We start from the raw sequence: 16,170 nt of genomic DNA on the forward strand, positions 1-16,170 counted from the left end.
CAGACGGCCTCTAAACTTGTCCGGAGACCGGCGGCCGGTTTAGCGGCGGTTGAGCAGTACGCCGACAACCAGGCCCGCCAGTGCGGCGAAACCCATGGCGTAGTAGGGTTTTTCGTGTACCGCTTCGTCGGCCTGTCTGGCGCGGTGTTTGATCTGTTTGCCGGCTTCTTCTTCAAAGCGGCGGAATTTTTCTTTGGCGTAGGCCGAGTTGCGTTTCAGGCTGTCGGCGGTTTCTTCTTCAAAGCGGCGCAGTTTGCGTTTGGCGGCATCGAGTTTGCCGCCGAGGCTGGCTTTCAGTTCTTCGATTTCTTCTCCGGCGCGTTCGCTGCCCTGGTTGTACAGCTCTTCCACGTCGTCCATGACGGCGCGGATTTCTTCCAGCATGGCGGCTTTGCGGGCTTCAAAGTCTTCACGGTCGTATTTGCTCATGTGCTGCTCCTGAATTGGCGGTTGGGAAAGCGGGGAGTATAAACAAAGCGGCGCGGGGCTGATGTTAAACGCAATCAATTTTCGGTGTTCGACGGTAAAGACGGGTGTCTTGGAGAGGCCGTCTGAAAACGGTGTTTTGCTGTTTTCAGACGGCCTTTGCCGTGGTTTTCAACGGTCGGCTTTGAAGCGCAGCAGGTGCTGCCGGGTGGCCAGCCACGCGCCGGCGATGCCGAGTGCGGTAACGATGGCGCAGACGGCGAGGGCTTCCCATGTGTAAAAGTAACGCCAGCCGATGCCGATGCCGTAGGGGCGGAAGATTTGGGCAACCAGGGGACGGGTGGCGGAGGTGAGCCATGCGCACAGGGCGAGACTGAGGGCGGCGGCGAGCAGGCTCTGCCAGGCGGCCTGGTACAGGAAGGGGCGGCGGATGAAGGAGGCGGGTGCGCCCAGGAGCTTGGTAATTTCGATTTCTTCTTTGCGGGCGAGGATTTGCAGGCGGATGGTGTTGTGGGCGACGAGGATGAAGGCGACGCTCAGGGTGATCGAAAGAAAGGCGAGGATTTGGCGGACGAGTTTGTCGATTTGGTAGAGCGTCTGCATCCATTCGGTGTCGAGTTCGGCGGTTTCCACCATCGGCAGGGCGGCGAGATCTTGGCGCAGGGCTTGGGTCTGTTCGGGGGCGAGGCCGGCTTTGGGGGTGATGACGAATACGTCGGGCAGGGGGTTGCCGTCGAGCATGGAGACGAGATCCTGTGCGCCCATATTGTTTTGCAGCTCGCCCAGGCCTTGTGTTTTGCCGATAAATTCGCTTTTGCCGACGCGGTCGTCGGCGGCGGCGAGTTCCTGCACGGCGCGGTTGTCGGCTTCGGTGGCGGTTTGCTCCATATAGAGCGTGATTTGCGGGGTTTCGCTGAGCTTGCCCAGCACGGCGCGGCTGCTTTCTATGCCCAAATAGAGGGCGAGCGGCAGGGTCATGGCTACGGCGAGCATGAGCAGGACGAGGAGGGTGGCGACGGGCTGGCGCAGCAGGCTGCGGGCGGCCTGTCTGGCCGCATCGAGATGGAGGGAGAGGTAGTTCATGCGGCAAACCTGCCTTCCTGCAAACGCAGGATGCGGTGGCCGTAGTCGGCCATCAGGGTTTCGTCGTGGGCGGCAACGATGACGGTGGTACCCGCTTCGTGGAAGGTTTTGAAGAGCTCCATGATGTCCAGCGCGTAGGCGCGGTCGAGGTTGGCGGAGGGTTCGTCGGCAATCAGGATGCCGGGCTGGCAGACGACGGCGCGGGCGATGCACAGCCTTTGCTGCTCGCCGCCGGAGAGGGTTACCGGATCGGCTGCTTCGCGGCCGCCGAGGCCGACTTTGGCAATGGCGGTGCGGGCGCGTTTTTCCGCTTCGGCGCGGCCGTAGCCGGCGATTTGCAGCGGCAGCAGCACGTTGTGCAGCACATTGCGGTCGAACAGGATTTTGTGGTCTTGGAAAACGATGCCGATGTGCTGGCGCAGAAAACCGGCCTTGTTGTCGTCCAGCCGGCCCGTATCCTGGCCGTTCATCCACACCTTGCCCGAAGTGGGGCGGGTGATGGCGGCGATGAGTTTGAGTACGGTGGATTTGCCCGCGCCCGAGTGTCCTGCCACGAAAATCATCTCGCCTTTGTCAATCTCGAAGCTGACGTTTTTCAGAGCCTGAAAGCCGCCGCGGTAGGTTTTGGAAACTTGCTCGAAACGTATCATTTGCGCTGTGCCGCCGGTAAAAACAAAGGCGGCATTATAGCCCAAAGGCACCGGCGGCGGTTTGAGGCCGTCTGAAACGCCCGCGCACGGTTTTCAGACGGCCTGTGCCGGAGGCTGATTTGAAGCGGGCAGGCAAATACAGTAAACTTGCCGCCCATTTAAAAAATTTATGGTAAACGCAGAAATGAAAGCCGCTTTTGAAATCAAGTCCGCCCGCACCGACGCGCTTGCCGTGCGCATAAACGGCGCGGATGCGGCGGCGGCCGATGCGGCACTCTCCAAATGCGCGGCGCAATACCGCGAGCTGAACCTGCCGCTGATTCTCGATTTGCAGATGCTGCCGCCCGATCCTGCCGTGCTGTCGGCACTTTTGGCCGTGTTCCGCAAACACCGCCTGCCCGTTGCCGCCCTGCGCGGGCAGGCATGGGAGCAGGCCGCCGCCGCCGTCGGGCTGGCCTACAGCCCTGCCGCCAGAAGCGCGCCTGCCGCCGTCGAAACCGCCGATGCGGGCACGGTGGCCGAAATTGCCCGCGAAGTGGCGGGAACGGCGAAAAGCAGCGGCGGGCATCCTACAGTACTCGTATCCGAACCGGTGCGCACCGGCCAGCAGGTGTATGCCGAAAACGCCGACCTGATCGTTACCGGCATGGTGAGCGAGGGTGCGGAGCTGATTGCCGACGGCAACATCCATGTTTACGCCCCTATGCGCGGCCGTGCGCTGGCGGGGGCGGCGGGGCGGCGCGACGCGCGGATTTTCATCCAGTCGATGCAGGCCGAGCTGGTGTCTGTGGCGGGCATCTACCGCAACTTCGAGCAGCGTCTGCCCGAACACCTGCACCGCAAACCTGTGCAAATCTCCCTGCAAGACGACAGGCTGGTCATCGCCGCGATTGCGTCCTGACCGCCCGTTTCCCTATTTTCAAACCCTCCGACACAAGAAGGAAAAACTGTGGCAAAAATCATCGTAGTAACTTCCGGCAAAGGCGGCGTGGGCAAAACCACCACCTCCGCCAGCATCGCAACCGGCCTCGCCCTGCGCGGCCGCAAAACCGCCGTTATCGATTTTGATGTCGGCCTGCGCAACCTCGACCTCATCATGGGCTGCGAACGCCGCGTCGTGTACGACCTCATCAATGTCATCCAGGGCGAAGCCACGCTCAACCAGGCACTGATCAAAGACAAACACTGCGACAAGCTCTACATCCTGCCTGCCTCGCAAACCCGCGACAAAGACGCGCTTACCCGCGAGGGCGTGGAAAAAGTCCTCAACACCCTCACAGGCGAAATGGGCTTCGAATTTGTCATCTGCGATTCTCCCGCCGGCATCGAAACTGGTGCGCTGATGGCACTTTACTTTGCCGACGAAGCCATCGTTACCACCAATCCCGAAGTATCCAGCGTGCGCGACTCCGACCGCATTTTGGGCATTTTGCAGAGCAAATCGCGCCAGGCCGAACAGGGCGGCAAAGTGAAAGAACACCTGCTCATCACCCGCTATTCGCCCGAGCGTGTCGAAAAAGGCGAAATGCTCTCGGTGGACGACATCAAAGACATTCTGCGCATCCCGCTTATCGGCGTGATTCCCGAATCGCAAAACGTCTTGCAGGCCTCCAATGCGGGCGAACCCGTCATCCATCAGGAAGACGCGGTGGCCGCCGCCGCCTATCAGGACGTAGTTGCCCGCCTGTTGGGCGAAAACCGCGAAATGCGTTTTCTCAATGCCGAGAAAAAAGGCTTCTTCCAAAAGCTGTTCGGAGGTTGACATGTCGCTGATTGATTTACTGTTCGGCAAAAAGCCCAAATCCGCCGAAGTGGCCCGCGACCGTTTGCAGATTATTATTGCCCAAGAGCGGGCGCAGGGTGCGAGCAACGCCCCGGACTATCTGCCCACCCTGCGCAAAGAGCTGTTGGAAGTGCTGTCCAAATACGTAAACGTTTCGCTTGACGACATCCGCATCTCGCAGGAAAAACAAGACGGGCTGGACGTGTTGGAACTCAACATCGTCCTGCCCGACCAACCGAAAAAGGCATAAGCCATGACCCTTACCGAACTGCGCTACATCGTGGCCGTGGCTCAAGAAAAGCACTTCGGCCGCGCAGCCCAGCGGTGCAGCGTCAGCCAGCCCACCCTCTCCATCGCCATCAAAAAGCTGGAAGAAGAACTGGCTGTCCCCCTGTTTGACCGCAGCAGCAGCGAAGTCATCGTTACCGACACGGGCGAGCGCATCATTACCCAGGCGCGCCGCGTACTGAACGAAGCCGACATGATTTTCCGCCTGGCCGACGAAGGCAAGAACGAACTTTCCGGCACATTCAGGCTCGGCCTCATCTTTACCGTCGCCCCCTATCTGCTGCCCAAGCTCATCCTCTCGCTGCGCGACATCGCTCCCGGTATGCCGCTCATGCTTGAAGAAAACTACACCCACGCCCTGACCGAAGCCCTCAAACGCGGCGATTTGGATGCCATCGTGGTGGCCGAGCCCTACCGCGAAGCGGGCATAGTCAGCAGCCCGCTGTACAGCGAACCCTTCTTCGTGATTGTTCCCAAAGGCCACAAATTCGAGGAACTCGATGCCGTTACCCAAAGCGAGCTGACGCAGGAAAACGTCCTCCTGCTGACCGAAGGCAACTGTATGCGCGACAACGTTCTCGACAATTGCAGCGAACTGGCCGCCAGACAGAAAATCAACGGCCTGGCCAGCACCTTGCAGGGCAGCTCCATCAACACCATCCGCCACATGGTTGCCAGCGGCCTGGGCATCAGCGTCATGCCCGCCACCGCCCTCACCGAAAACGACCACCTGCTGTTCAGCATCATCCCCTTTGCCGGCGAAGCCCCCGTGCGCCGCGTCGTCCTGGCCTGCCGGCGCAACTTCGTCCGTCCCAAAGCCCTGTCCGCCATCCGCCGCGCCATCATCGGCTCGCAGCTTGCCGGCGTAACCTTTGCCGAACAGTAAACCGGAAAGGCCGTCCGAACGGCCGTTTCCGTTTCCACAAACGCCGTTTCCGCACGGGCGGGCGGCCTCCATACACAGGAAAAACACATGACCGAACAAGAACAGCAAGACCTCGCCCGCATGACCGACGTGGCCGTCGAAGCCCTCGAAGACATCAAAGGCAAAGACATATCCGTCCTCTCCACCCAGGACAAAACTTCCCTGTTCGCCCGCATGATTATTGCCAGCGGCGACAGCACCCGCCAGGTAAAAGCCCTGGCCAACAACGTGGCCGTCAGCCTCAAAGAAGCCGGCTTTGAAATCCTCAGCACCGAAGGCGACAGCGGCGAATGGACGCTGGTGGATGCGGGCGACCTCGTCGTCCACGTCATGCAGCCGGCCGTGCGCGACTTCTACGACATCGACACCCTCTGGGGCGGCGAAAAACCCGAATTCCATCAGGGTGCGGCCAAGCCCTGGCACGCCGCCGACAACTGACCCCGCCGCAAACAACAGGCCGTCTGAAAAGCCGTTTTCAGACGGCCTGTTGTTTCTCCTGCTTATGGCAAACCCAAAGCAGGGTATGCCGCCCAAGCGGCGCACGCGCCCTTTGTGCATAATGCCGCAAGGAAACCGTGTGTTGCCAAAAACAGAAACCGCGTGCGTGGCAAGCGACACACCCTACCTGTTATGCAGCGGGACAGATGTTTCTTATTTGCTTCGTTATCAACAAAAGAGGCCGTCTGAAAACCGTAAAACAGTTTTCAGACGGCCTCTTTATGGCAAACCCAAAGCAGGGTATGCCGCCCAAGCGGCGCACGCGTTCTTTGTGCATAGCGAAATGCCGCAAGGAAACCGCGTGTTGCCAAAAAACAAAATCCGCGTGCGTCGCAAACGGCACACCTGCTACAACGGTACAGGCAGCAGGCCGTCTGAAACCAGTTTTTCAGACGGCCTCACTCCCCGCCGCCAAATACGCCTGCGCCGTTGCCAGATAATTCGCCGCCGACTGCCGCAGAAACGCCTTTTCCGCCGCCGTCAGTTCCCGCGCCGCTTTGGCGGGCGAACCCGTGTACAGGAAGCCGCTTGGCAGACGCTTGCGCGGCGGCACCAAGCTGCCCGCGCCGATAATCACATCGTCTTCGACCACCGCATCATCCAGCACCGTCGCGCCCATGCCGACCAGCACGCGGCTGCCGATGGTGCAGCCGTGCAGCACCGCGCGGTGGCCGACGGTAACGTCTTCGCCCAGCACCAGCGGCGATCCCTCAGGCTTGGCGGCGGACGCGCCCGACACGTGCAGCACGCAGCCGTCCTGAATATTGCTGCGCGCGCCCACGCGGATAAAGTTCACATCGCCGCGCAGCACGGCAAACGGCCACACCGACACGCCGTCGCCCAATTCCACCCGCCCGATAAGCACGGCGGCGGGATCGGTGTAGACGTTTGCGCCAAGCTGCGGCAGATGGTGGCGGAAGGGGCGGATGTTGTCCATATCGGTTTCCTTGTAAAAACGGGAGGCAGGGCGGGCATTGTAGCAATAGGCCGTCTGAAACTCGAAAAATCCGCCGTAAACCCGCTCCCTCCCCTGCAAACGGAAGAGGGAACAAAGGCCGTCTGAAAGCGCAGCTCCAACGAAGTTAAAAACACGGATTCGGCTAGTCCGAAATGGCGTTTACAGTTTTCAGACGGCCTCTGCCGTTTGGTAGGGTGTGTGGCTCTGCCACGCACGCGGTTGCGGAGATTACACGGCTTTTCGTTGCAGTAGGGAACGCGTGCGTCGCCTTGGCGACACACCCTACGCGGGATGCGGCAGGGCAAACGGAAAAGGCCGTCTGAAAACCGAAGAGTCCGCCGCAAACACGCTCCTTCCCCTGCGCCCGCGCGGGAGAGGGAATAGAGGCCGCTGTACAAATCGGAATAACCGAAATCCAATCCCTCAGGTGTAGGAACAGAGGCCGTCTGAAAATCCGTTTTCAGACGGCCTGCCGTTTGTGGGACGGAACGCGTGCGCCGCTTCGGCGGCACACCCTACCTTAAGCGCAGAGGCCGTCTGAAAAAACAACACCAGTTTTCATTATGTTTGTATCGAATCTGCCGTAGGGTGTGCCGCCGAAGCGGCGCACGCGTTCTTTGCGTTGTCAGGAAACGCCGCAAGGAATCTGCGGACTTTGCGGCAGACGGAATCCGTGTGCGTGGCTGCTGCACGCCCTGCCAGTTATGCAGCGGGACGGATGTTTCTTATTTGGTTCGTTCTCAAAAAAGAGGCCGTCTGAAAACCAGTTGCAGGTTTTCAGACGGCCTCTTTTGCTATGCGCAGACGCTTTACAGGGTTTCCAGAGGGCCGTGGTCGTCGCAGTGGCCGTTGTGGACGTGGTGCAGGCGGCCGTTTACGAGGTAGTCGATGTGGTCGCCGTGCGGCACGGCTTCGTGGCCGCAGCCTGCGCCGTGGACGTGGCTGCCGCAGGTGTCTACGGGGTTGCAGCCGTCGGCGTTGGTTTCGCTCACTTCGATGACGTGTTCGTCGTAGTGGCCGTTGTGTTCGTGGTGCAGATGGCCGTCGTGCAGATAGTCGGTGTGGCCGTTGTGGTTGACTGCGGTGTGGCCGCAGCCTGCGCCGTGAACGTGGGTGTGGTTTTCGTGGGCTTTGCAGTTGCTCATTTTTCTGTCCTTTCAAAACGGGGTTGCGATGGCGGCCATTATAGGCGCATTTGCGGCGAATGCAAGCATAAGTTTATGTTTTTAAATGTATTATTATAGTGTAACAGTTACAGTATATCGGTGCCGGCATGGCACGGGGCCGTCTGAAAGCCTATAATTGCGCGTTTTTTGCGCCGTTTTCGTTTTCCATGCCCCGAATCAAAATCCAAACCCGCCCTGTTGACCACACCGTCTGCCAAACCCTCATCCAATCCGGTGCCGACCCGCTTACCGCCCGCCTGTGCGCCTCGCGCGGCGTGGTTTCGCCCGCAGAGTTGGACGACAAACTCGCCGCGCTGTTGCCATACCAAACACTCACCAACTGCGAAGCCGCCGCCGCCCGCCTGGCCGACGCGGTTCAGAAAAAAGAAAAAATCCTGATTGTCGCCGACTACGATGCCGACGGCGCAACCGCCTGTTCCGTAGGCATGGCCGGTTTGGGCGCGATGGGCGCAGCGGTGGATTTTCTCGTGCCCAACCGCTTCGAACACGGCTACGGCCTCACGCCCGAATTGGCCGGCATCGCCGCCGCACAGGGCGTAAACCTTTTGGTAACGGTGGACAACGGCATCGCCAGCATCGCAGGCGTAGCGCGGGCGCAGGCCTTGGGGCTGGACGTGATTGTTACCGACCACCACCTGCCCGCCGACGAAGTGCCCGACTGCATTATTGTGAATCCCAACCAGCGCGGCTGCGGCTTTGCCAGCAAAAGCCTGGCCGGCGTGGGCGTGATTTTTTACGTACTGACGGCCTTGCGCGCCGAATTGCGGCGGCGCGGATATTTTTCAGACGGCCTCAAAGAGCCGAATCTGGCCGAACTTTTGGATTTGGTGGCACTCGGTACAGTGGCCGACGTCGTCCCGCTCGATCACAACAACCGCATTTTGGTTTCGCAAGGTTTGAAACGCATGCGTTCGGGCAAAATGCGTCCCGGCATCCGCGCCCTGTTTGACATCGCACGGCGCGACTGGAAAAAAGCCCAGCCCTTCGACATGGGCTTTGCGCTCGGGCCGCGCATCAACGCCGCCGGACGGCTCGACGACATGTCGGTGGGCATCGCCTGCCTGCTCGCACAAAGCGACGGCGAAGCGCAAACCCTCGCCGCCCAGCTCAACGACTTGAACATCGAGCGGCGCGAAATCGAGCAATCCATGCTGCAAGACGCGCTCAACGCCTTTCCCGACAGCCTGCCCGCCGGCCAAACCACCCTTGTCGCCTACCGCGACGACTTCCATCAAGGCGTAGTCGGCATCGTTGCCAGCCGGCTGAAAGACCGTTTTTACCGCCCGGCCATCGTGTTCGCCCCGGCCGACAACGGCGAAGTGCGCGGCTCCGGCCGCTCCATTCCCAACCTGCACCTGCGCGACGCACTCGATTTGGTATCCAAACGCCACCCCGATTTGATTTTGAAATTCGGCGGACACGCCATGGCGGCCGGTTTGAGCATACACGAGAGCAACATCCCCGTTTTTCAGACGGCCTTTGAAGCAGCCGTGCGCGAAATGGTGCGCGAAGAAGATTTGTCGCAAACCTTTATCACCGACGGCAGCCTGCCCGCCCGCGACATCACGCTCGAGCAGGCGCAAAACCTCGCCCGCAGCGTGTGGGGACAGGGCTTCGCCCCGCCCAGCTTCACCGACTGCTTCCGCGTCGTGCGCCAGCAAAACTTAGGCGCAGAGGGCAAACACAAAAAAGCCTGGCTGCAAAAAGACGGCCAAGAATTTGAAGCCATGTTCTGGCGTTGCAGCGAAGACATCCCCGAATACGTGCGCACCGTGTACCGCCCCGTCGCCAACGAATGGCGCAACAATCTGGAATTGCAGCTTTATATCGACTATTGGGAAGCGGCATAACGGCCTGGCGTCTTTTGCCCCCGAATGCGTCGCCCGCCGCTTTTCCGGCCCGGCCCTGCCCGCGCAGGCCAAAGCCGTCTGCGGAAATCCTACGAATCCTGCGGTTTCCGCGCCGTATCCGCCGACTTTTTGAAGACGGCATACCGCATACCGGCATGGCGGCAGAGGCCGTCTGAAAAGCGGTTTGGCCGCAGCCGGAAACAAAAAACGCTTTTCAGACGGCCTCATCCGGCCCAAAGGAGCAAACATGCCTGCCAAAGCCAAATACCTGCTGTTTTTCCTGCTCGGCAGCCTCAGCACCGCCGCCGCCCTCGCCGTGCTGTCCGCCAACTATTCCGACTACCGCCGCCGCGCCGAAATTTCCATCGAAACCGCCCGCCTGCGCCCCTTGCAGGAACGCATAGCCGCCGAACTCGAAGCGCGCGGCCAAACATCCGCCGCTGCGGACGGCATCCGCCGCAGCTATCCCGCCGTTGCCGCCGTCAGCCGCGACGGCTGGCTGCTCCTGCATACCCCGCGCTACGGCCAAAGCGTTTTGCTCGTTCCGCAGCGCGAAAACGGCCGCATCGTCTGGCGGGCGCATTTCAACGACACCGATGCCGCCGCCAACGGCAAATTCCTGTGTATTTAGGCCGTCTGAAAAACCAACCGTGAAACCGACACTCCTCTTCCTGCTCCTCGCCGCGCTGGGCAACTGCTGCTACCACATCGGCCAGAAATCCCTGCACGCCGGCGGCAACCCCATGCTGCTGCTTGCCGCCTGCTACGCCTTCGCCCTGACCCTTTCCCTTGCCGCCGCCCCCTTTTTCGGCACGGTAAGGTTTTCAGACGGCCTCGTTCCCGCCCTGTCCGATCCGCGCGTGTGGCTGGTGTCGCTGGGCACCGTTATGATCGAACTCGGTTTTTTAATGGCCTACCGCAGCGGCGGATCGGCGCAATGGTCGGGCGTGGCCGTGAACGGCGCCGCCGCGCTGCTGCTGACACCCGCCGGCCTGCTGCTGTTTAAAGAAGCCTTTTCCTGGCAGAAGCTGGCAGGCATCGCCCTCACGCTGGCAGGAATCTGGCTGCTCGCCAAAGACTGACACAAAGCCGCGCCAGCCCGAAAGTGGAACGAAAGATACAGGCCGGCAGGCAGTGCCGATACGGCAAAGCACGGCAGGGACGCAGATTTTTTATTTTGTTCCAAGATAGTTGCGCCGCGATATTGCGCCGCCCGTCCGCAGCCCCTATCATGCCGCCCTGAATCCCGCCTGGAGAACGCCCATGAAACTGCCCGTACTGTTTGTCGGCAACGGCAGCCCGCTCAACGCCGTACGCAGCACCGCGCATACCGAAGAATGGCGCAATATCGGCAGCGAGATTCTCGACGAATACGACGGCGAAATCGAAGCCGTGCTGTGCGTTTCCCCCAACTGGACGACCGAAGGCACCCGCATAACCGCCTCCCCCAACCCGCCCACCCTGCACGGGTTTTCCGGCTTTCCGCCCGAACTTTCCCAAGTGGCATACCCCGCCGCCGGCAGCCCCGACACCGCAGCGCGCGTTTGCGCCCTGCTCGGCGCGGACACCGTTACGCCCGACCCGGAGCGCGGCCTCGACCACGGCGTGTGGGCGGTGTTCAAACACCTCATTCCCGACGCATCCGTCCCCGTCGTCCAACTCAGCCTCGACCGCCGCCTCGACGCGCAGGGGCACTACGACCTCGCCGCCCGCCTCGCCCCGCTGCGCAAAGAAGGCATCCTCATCGCCGCCACCGGCAACACCGTTTCCAACCTCCCGCTGCACGACTGGCAGAATCCCGACAGCACCGGCAACGCCTACGCCTGGGCCGATCTTGCCCGCGAACTGATCAACAAATGGGTTGCCGCCCGCCGCCTCGACCGCCTGCTCGACGAAGCCCATTATCCCGTCGCCGTGCGCCAGGCACTGCATCTGCGCCAGAATTTCTACCCCATGCTCTACCCGCTCGCCACCGTCGGCGAAAAAGAGCCGGTGGAGTTTTTCAACGACGAAACCGTCGGCAAATCCGTATCCATGACCTCCTTCGTTATCGGCTTTCTGTAATGCCGCCCGCAAACGCGGGAAAGGCCGTCTGAAACCCGTTTTCAGACGGCCTCGGCATTTGCAGTTTCCACAGACCGCATTCCTACATCAAACCTGCGAAGCTGTCCGCCGCCGAATCTTCCGTAGGGTGTGCCGCCCAAGCGGCGCACGCGTCCCGAGCCTGCAACGAAACTGCGTGTTTCCGCAAGAAAAAATCCGCGTGCGCCGCAAACGGCACACCACACACAGCGGCACAAGCAAAAGGCCGTCTGAAAACGGGGTTTTCAGACGGCCTTTTGCCCCGCGCGGCCTTTGCCGCTATAATCGCGCCCGCCCTTGGGGGAGTAGCCGTCCGCGCGGCTTTCAGCAGCCGCCGGAGTCTGTGCCAACACAATCGCCGCCGTTGCGCGCGTGGTTCAGACAGCTCCGCAACCGTTTGCCAAACGGGGAGACAGGCAAGACTTAAAGGCATACCGGTCGTTCCGTGCGAGGCGGGCGGTGTGTCTTTTTTGTTTGCCGCACGGTTCGGATTGGTTTTATGGATGCTTTCTCCGCCTCGCTGCTGGGCGTATTTGTGGCCGAAATCGGCGACAAAACCCAGCTTCTCACCCTGTTTCTCGCCGCACGCTTTGCCAACCGCAACGCCGTTGCCGCCGGCATTCTCGCCGCCACCCTGCTCAACCATCTCTTTTCCGCCTTTTTCGGCGTATGGCTCGCCGCCCACGTTCCGCCCGCAGCGGTAAAATGGGCGGTCGGCCTCAGCTTCGTCGCCGTCGGCCTGTGGCTGCTGCTGCCCGACAAAGACGGCGGCGGCGGCAACGCACGCTATCTGCGCTACGGCGCGTTTGCCGCCACCGCAGTGCTGTTTTTTCTGGCCGAAATCGGCGACAAAACGCAGATTGCCACAGTGCTGCTGGCGGCACGCTATCACGATTGGCTGTGGGTAACGGCAGGCAGCACCTTCGGCATGATGGCGGCCAACCTGCCCGCCGCCTACTGGGGCGGCAAAATCCTGACGAAAATCCCCGCCCGCGCCGTGCGCCTCGCCGCCTGCCTGCTGTTTTGCCTGCTGGGCGTGCTGACGCTGGCGGGCGGCGGAATAGCGTTCGGATAGCGTACAGGCCGTCTGAAAACCGCCCGCCTGCCAACGGGAAACGGATTTTCAGACGGCCGCCGGGCCGCTTTTACGCAAAAATCCGTTTCGCCAACATTCCGCAAACACCCCCTAACGCTTGTGCCGCTATAATCGGCGGCTTTTACGGCAACACCATCACGCAACGCAGCTATGAAACTGTTTTACCTCCCTGTTTTTACCGCCCTCGTTTTTCTTTCCGCACCCGTGCAGGCCGCCTACGTTTGCGGCAGCGGCGAGGACACCGTCTATTCCAGCGAAAAAACCGATCCCTCCTGCCGCGAGTCGCAAAAACGCACCGAATCCGCCGGCAAGGCCGATAAGGCCGACATCTGGGAGGATGCGTTTTTCGACGACCTCTCCGTCCTGCGCCCCGCCGCGCAAACTACCGCCGAAGCCGCGCCGAAAATGACGGTCAAACTGCGCAACAGCCCGCCGCCCGCCGCAGCGAAAACTTCCGCGCCCGCCAAAGCCCCCGTCCGCGCCGCCGCCCCCATCTATGCCGCCGTGAAGCCCAAGCTCACGCGCGACCAAATCCTGCAAAAGGAAATCAGCAGCGAACGCGCCGCGCTGGTGCGCACCAGAGACCGGCTCGAACAGGCTTTGAAACAGGGCGGCAACGCCGCGCCGCTGCAACGCGCCGTGGCCGACCGCGAGGCCAATATCCGCGCCATCGAGCGCGAGCTGAAAAAATTCTGATGCCGCCGCGCGGACGCGGCGAGGCCGTCCGAAAGCCGGGAAAGCGGTTTTCAGACGGCCTCTTTCCTATCCGCAAACGCTGAATAATCCAGCAAAATCAGGTATAATCCGCACCTTTGCGCCGCCTGCGGAGCCGTTTCCCACACGGTTTCAGACGGCCGCGGCAACACAACAGTAAGAAAGACTATGGCAGAGCAAAAACACGAAGAATACGGCGCCGACAGCATCCAGGTGCTCGAAGGCTTGGAAGCGGTACGCAAACGCCCCGGTATGTATATCGGCGACACACAAGACGGCAGCGGCCTGCACCACATGGTGTTCGAAGTACTCGACAACGCCATCGATGAAGCACTGGCCGGACACTGCGACAAAATCAACGTAACCATCCACGCCGACAACTCGGTAAGCGTGGCCGACAACGGGCGCGGCATGCCCACCGGCATCCACCCCAAAGAAGGCCGCTCCGCCGCCGAAGTCATCATGACCGTATTGCACGCGGGCGGCAAATTCGACAACAACAGCTACAAAATCTCCGGCGGCCTGCACGGCGTGGGCGTATCCGTAGTCAACGCACTGTCCGACTGGGTTACGCTCACGATTTGCCGCGACGGCAAAGAGCATTTCGTCAAATTCATACGCGGCGACGCAGCCGAGCCGCTCAAAGTCGTCGGCGATTCAGACGGCAAAGGCACCACCGTACGCTTTCTCGCCAGCGAAGAAACCTTCGGCAACATCGAATACAGTTTCGACATCCTCGCCAAACGCATCCGCGAACTCTCCTTCCTCAACAACGGCGTAGACATCGAATTAACCGACGAGCGCGACGGCAAGCACGAAAGTTTCGCCCTCTCCGGCGGCGTGGCCGGTTTCGTGCAATACATGAACCGCAAAAAAACACCGCTGCACGAAAAAATCTTCTACACCTTCGGCGAAAAAGACGGCATGAGCGTCGAATGCGCCATGCAGTGGAACGACAGCTATCAGGAAAGCGTGCAATGCTTTACCAACAACATCCCCCAGCGCGACGGCGGCACCCACCTCACCGCCCTGCGCCAAGTGATGACACGCACGCTCAACAGCTACATCGAAGCCAACGAAGTGGCCAAAAAAGCCAAAGTCGAAACCGCCGGCGACGACATGCGCGAAGGCCTCACCTGCGTACTGTCCGTCAAACTGCCCGACCCAAAATTCTCCTCGCAAACCAAAGACAAGCTGGTATCCGGCGAAATCGGCCCCATCGTCAACGAAGTCATCAGCAGCGCACTCACCGATTTTCTCGAAGAAAATCCGAATGAAGCCAAAATCATCACCGGCAAAATCGTCGATGCCGCCCGCGCGCGCGAAGCCGCCCGCAAAGCGCGCGAAATCACCCGCCGCAAAGGCGTGATGGACGGCCTCGGCCTGCCCGGCAAACTGGCCGACTGTCAGGAAAAAGATCCCGCCTTATCCGAACTTTACCTCGTCGAGGGCGACTCCGCCGGCGGTTCGGCCAAACAAGGGCGCGACCGAAAATTCCAAGCCATCCTGCCCCTGAAAGGCAAGATTCTCAACGTAGAAAAAGCCCGTTTTGAAAAAATGCTCGCCAGCCAGGAAGTCGCCACCCTGATTACCGCGCTGGGCGCAGGCATCGGCAAAGAAGAATTCAATCCCGAAAAACTGCGCTACCACCGCATCATCATCATGACCGATGCCGACGTAGACGGCGCACACATCCGCACCCTGCTGCTCACCTTCTTCTACCGCCAAATGCCCGAACTGGTCGAACGCGGCTACATCTACATCGCCCAGCCGCCCCTGTACAAAGCCAAATACGGCAAACAGGAGCGTTATCTCAAAGACGAATTTGAAAAAGACCAATGGCTGCTCGGCCTGGCACTCGACAAAGCCAAAATCGTTTCAGACGGCCGCACCCTCGAAGGCGAAGCACTCGCCGCCGCCGCCAAACAATTTTTGCTTGCCAAAAGCGTCATCGAACAAGAAAGCCGCGTGATTGACGAATTGGTGTTAAAAGCCATGCTGCACGCCGCGCCCGTCGATTTGGGCACAGCCGAAAGCACCGACAAAGCCGTAGCCGGACTCTCCGCCCTGCTTAACGAAAAAGAAGTCGCCCTCGAGCGCGTCGAAGGCAGCGAAGGCGGACGCTACATCAAAATCACCCGCCGGCTGCACGGCAACGTGATGGTCAGCTACATCGAGCCCAAGTTTCTCAACAGCAAAGCCTACCAAACCATCACCCAAACCGCCGCCGCGCTCGACGGCCTCATCGGTGCAGATGCCAAACTCTACAAAGGCGACAACGAGTACGACATCGACAGCTTTGAAGACGCACTCGAAATCCTGCTGCAAACCGCACAAAAAGGCCTTTCCATCCAACGCTACAAAGGCCTGGGCGAGATGAACCCCGAGCAGCTTTGGGAAACCACCATGGATCCCGCCGTGCGCCGCCTGCTCAAAGTGCGCATCGAAGACGCCATCGCCGCCGACGAAGTATTCGTAACCCTCATGGGCGACGAAGTCGAACCGCGCCGCGCCTTCATCGAAAACAATGCCCTAATCGCCCAGAATATCGACGCATAAGGCAGCAAGCCCCAAGAGGCCGTCTGAAAACCGTTTTCAGACGGCCTCTGTTATCATCCCGCCTTTTTCAA

17 protein-coding genes are annotated in these 16,170 nt (G+C 60.6%); 12 read left to right on the plus strand and 5 right to left on the minus strand.

Annotated elements, in window-relative coordinates:
- Positions 1-39: 39 nt before the first annotated feature.
- The 3 genes from DYE40_RS03840 to DYE40_RS03850 form a co-directional block, all read right to left on the minus strand.
- Positions 40-429 carry an ElaB/YgaM/YqjD family protein gene (locus DYE40_RS03840; protein WP_115307808.1) on the minus strand — a complete coding sequence of 130 codons (390 nt, stop codon included), beginning with the start codon at positions 427-429 and terminating at the stop codon, positions 40-42.
- A gap of 168 nt (positions 430-597) precedes the next feature.
- Positions 598-1,509, minus strand: coding sequence for a permease-like cell division protein FtsX (ftsX, locus tag DYE40_RS03845; RefSeq protein WP_115307809.1), 912 nt, complete (start codon positions 1,507-1,509; stop codon positions 598-600).
- Positions 1,506-2,159, minus strand: a complete 654-nt coding sequence (locus DYE40_RS03850) for a cell division ATP-binding protein FtsE (protein WP_115308275.1) — start codon at positions 2,157-2,159, stop codon at positions 1,506-1,508. Before DYE40_RS03850 ends, ftsX begins: the two co-directional genes overlap by 4 nt.
- Positions 2,160-2,343: 184 nt before the next feature.
- Between DYE40_RS03850 and minC the strand changes: the two genes are divergently transcribed.
- From minC to rsfS, 5 genes are all read left to right on the plus strand, one after another.
- Positions 2,344-3,060 carry a septum site-determining protein MinC gene (gene minC, locus DYE40_RS03855; protein WP_115308276.1) on the plus strand — a complete coding sequence of 239 codons (717 nt, stop codon included), beginning with the start codon at positions 2,344-2,346 and terminating at the stop codon, positions 3,058-3,060.
- A 48-nt stretch (positions 3,061-3,108) separates the two neighbouring features.
- Positions 3,109-3,921, plus strand: coding sequence for a septum site-determining protein MinD (gene minD, locus DYE40_RS03860; RefSeq protein ID WP_115307810.1), 813 nt, complete (start codon positions 3,109-3,111; stop codon positions 3,919-3,921).
- Position 3,922: 1 nt separating this feature from the next.
- Entirely contained in the window at positions 3,923-4,192 is a 270-nt protein-coding gene (minE, locus tag DYE40_RS03865; protein WP_115307811.1) for a cell division topological specificity factor MinE, read from the plus strand.
- Between the two features lie 3 nt (positions 4,193-4,195).
- Complete coding sequence (locus DYE40_RS03870) at positions 4,196-5,116, plus strand: hydrogen peroxide-inducible genes activator (RefSeq protein WP_115307812.1); 921 nt, start codon at positions 4,196-4,198, stop codon at positions 5,114-5,116.
- Between the two features lie 87 nt (positions 5,117-5,203).
- Entirely contained in the window at positions 5,204-5,593 is a 390-nt protein-coding gene (gene rsfS / locus DYE40_RS03875; protein WP_115307813.1) for a ribosome silencing factor, read from the plus strand.
- 448 nt (positions 5,594-6,041) lie between these two features.
- On the opposite strand, the gene DYE40_RS03880 is transcribed toward rsfS, so the two are convergent.
- Together DYE40_RS03880 and DYE40_RS03885 are read right to left on the minus strand one after the other, a co-directional pair.
- A complete protein-coding gene (locus DYE40_RS03880; protein ID WP_115307814.1) occupies positions 6,042-6,590 on the minus strand; it encodes a gamma carbonic anhydrase family protein in 549 nt (182 codons plus the stop codon).
- An 830-nt stretch (positions 6,591-7,420) separates the two neighbouring features.
- Positions 7,421-7,756 carry a hypothetical protein gene (locus DYE40_RS03885; protein ID WP_115307815.1) on the minus strand — a complete coding sequence of 112 codons (336 nt, stop codon included), beginning with the start codon at positions 7,754-7,756 and terminating at the stop codon, positions 7,421-7,423.
- A gap of 188 nt (positions 7,757-7,944) precedes the next feature.
- On the opposite strand from DYE40_RS03885, the gene recJ reads away from it, so the two are divergent.
- From recJ to gyrB, 7 genes are all read left to right on the plus strand, one after another.
- Positions 7,945-9,648, plus strand: a complete 1,704-nt coding sequence (gene recJ, locus DYE40_RS03890) for a single-stranded-DNA-specific exonuclease RecJ (protein ID WP_115308277.1) — start codon at positions 7,945-7,947, stop codon at positions 9,646-9,648.
- Between the two features lie 247 nt (positions 9,649-9,895).
- Positions 9,896-10,279, plus strand: a complete 384-nt coding sequence (locus DYE40_RS03895) for a hypothetical protein (RefSeq protein WP_147286571.1) — start codon at positions 9,896-9,898, stop codon at positions 10,277-10,279.
- Between the two features lie 19 nt (positions 10,280-10,298).
- A complete protein-coding gene (locus DYE40_RS03900; RefSeq protein ID WP_115307817.1) occupies positions 10,299-10,730 on the plus strand; it encodes a hypothetical protein in 432 nt (143 codons plus the stop codon).
- A 181-nt stretch (positions 10,731-10,911) separates the two neighbouring features.
- Positions 10,912-11,712, plus strand: a complete 801-nt coding sequence (locus DYE40_RS03905) for a dioxygenase family protein (RefSeq protein ID WP_172461203.1) — start codon at positions 10,912-10,914, stop codon at positions 11,710-11,712.
- A gap of 517 nt (positions 11,713-12,229) precedes the next feature.
- A complete protein-coding gene (locus DYE40_RS03910; RefSeq protein ID WP_115307819.1) occupies positions 12,230-12,805 on the plus strand; it encodes a TMEM165/GDT1 family protein in 576 nt (191 codons plus the stop codon).
- Between the two features lie 171 nt (positions 12,806-12,976).
- Positions 12,977-13,522 carry a hypothetical protein gene (locus tag DYE40_RS03915; RefSeq protein ID WP_115307820.1) on the plus strand — a complete coding sequence of 182 codons (546 nt, stop codon included), beginning with the start codon at positions 12,977-12,979 and terminating at the stop codon, positions 13,520-13,522.
- Positions 13,523-13,708: 186 nt separating this feature from the next.
- The gene (gyrB, locus tag DYE40_RS03920) at positions 13,709-16,099 is read left to right on the plus strand and encodes a DNA topoisomerase (ATP-hydrolyzing) subunit B (protein ID WP_115307821.1); all 2,391 of its coding nucleotides are present in this window, start codon (positions 13,709-13,711) and stop codon (positions 16,097-16,099) included.
- The last annotated feature ends 71 nt before the right edge of the window (positions 16,100-16,170 follow it).

Origin of the sequence: Kingella potus (assembly GCF_900451175.1) — a bacterium.
Taxonomy (GTDB): domain Bacteria; phylum Pseudomonadota; class Gammaproteobacteria; order Burkholderiales; family Neisseriaceae; genus Neisseria; species Neisseria potus.

Excerpts from the sequence above, each read along its gene's own strand:
- DYE40_RS03910 (WP_115307819.1), top strand. The coding sequence starts at position 12,230 with ATGGATGCTTTCTCCGCCTCGCTGCTGGGCGTATTTGTGGCCGAAATC.
- minE (WP_115307811.1), top strand. The coding sequence starts at position 3,923 with ATGTCGCTGATTGATTTACTGTTCGGCAAAAAGCCCAAATCCGCCGAA.
- DYE40_RS03915 (WP_115307820.1), top strand. The coding sequence starts at position 12,977 with ATGAAACTGTTTTACCTCCCTGTTTTTACCGCCCTCGTTTTTCTTTCC.
- DYE40_RS03885 (WP_115307815.1), bottom strand. The coding sequence starts at position 7,756 with ATGAGCAACTGCAAAGCCCACGAAAACCACACCCACGTTCACGGCGCA.
- DYE40_RS03905 (WP_172461203.1), top strand. The coding sequence starts at position 10,912 with ATGAAACTGCCCGTACTGTTTGTCGGCAACGGCAGCCCGCTCAACGCC.
- recJ (WP_115308277.1), top strand. The coding sequence starts at position 7,945 with ATGCCCCGAATCAAAATCCAAACCCGCCCTGTTGACCACACCGTCTGC.
- DYE40_RS03850 (WP_115308275.1), bottom strand. The coding sequence starts at position 2,159 with ATGATACGTTTCGAGCAAGTTTCCAAAACCTACCGCGGCGGCTTTCAG.
- rsfS (WP_115307813.1), top strand. The coding sequence starts at position 5,204 with ATGACCGAACAAGAACAGCAAGACCTCGCCCGCATGACCGACGTGGCC.
- DYE40_RS03880 (WP_115307814.1), bottom strand. The coding sequence starts at position 6,590 with ATGGACAACATCCGCCCCTTCCGCCACCATCTGCCGCAGCTTGGCGCA.
- minC (WP_115308276.1), top strand. The coding sequence starts at position 2,344 with ATGAAAGCCGCTTTTGAAATCAAGTCCGCCCGCACCGACGCGCTTGCC.
- DYE40_RS03840 (WP_115307808.1), bottom strand. The coding sequence starts at position 429 with ATGAGCAAATACGACCGTGAAGACTTTGAAGCCCGCAAAGCCGCCATG.
- DYE40_RS03895 (WP_147286571.1), top strand. The coding sequence starts at position 9,896 with ATGCCTGCCAAAGCCAAATACCTGCTGTTTTTCCTGCTCGGCAGCCTC.
- gyrB (WP_115307821.1), top strand. The coding sequence starts at position 13,709 with ATGGCAGAGCAAAAACACGAAGAATACGGCGCCGACAGCATCCAGGTG.
- DYE40_RS03870 (WP_115307812.1), top strand. The coding sequence starts at position 4,196 with ATGACCCTTACCGAACTGCGCTACATCGTGGCCGTGGCTCAAGAAAAG.
- ftsX (WP_115307809.1), bottom strand. The coding sequence starts at position 1,509 with ATGAACTACCTCTCCCTCCATCTCGATGCGGCCAGACAGGCCGCCCGC.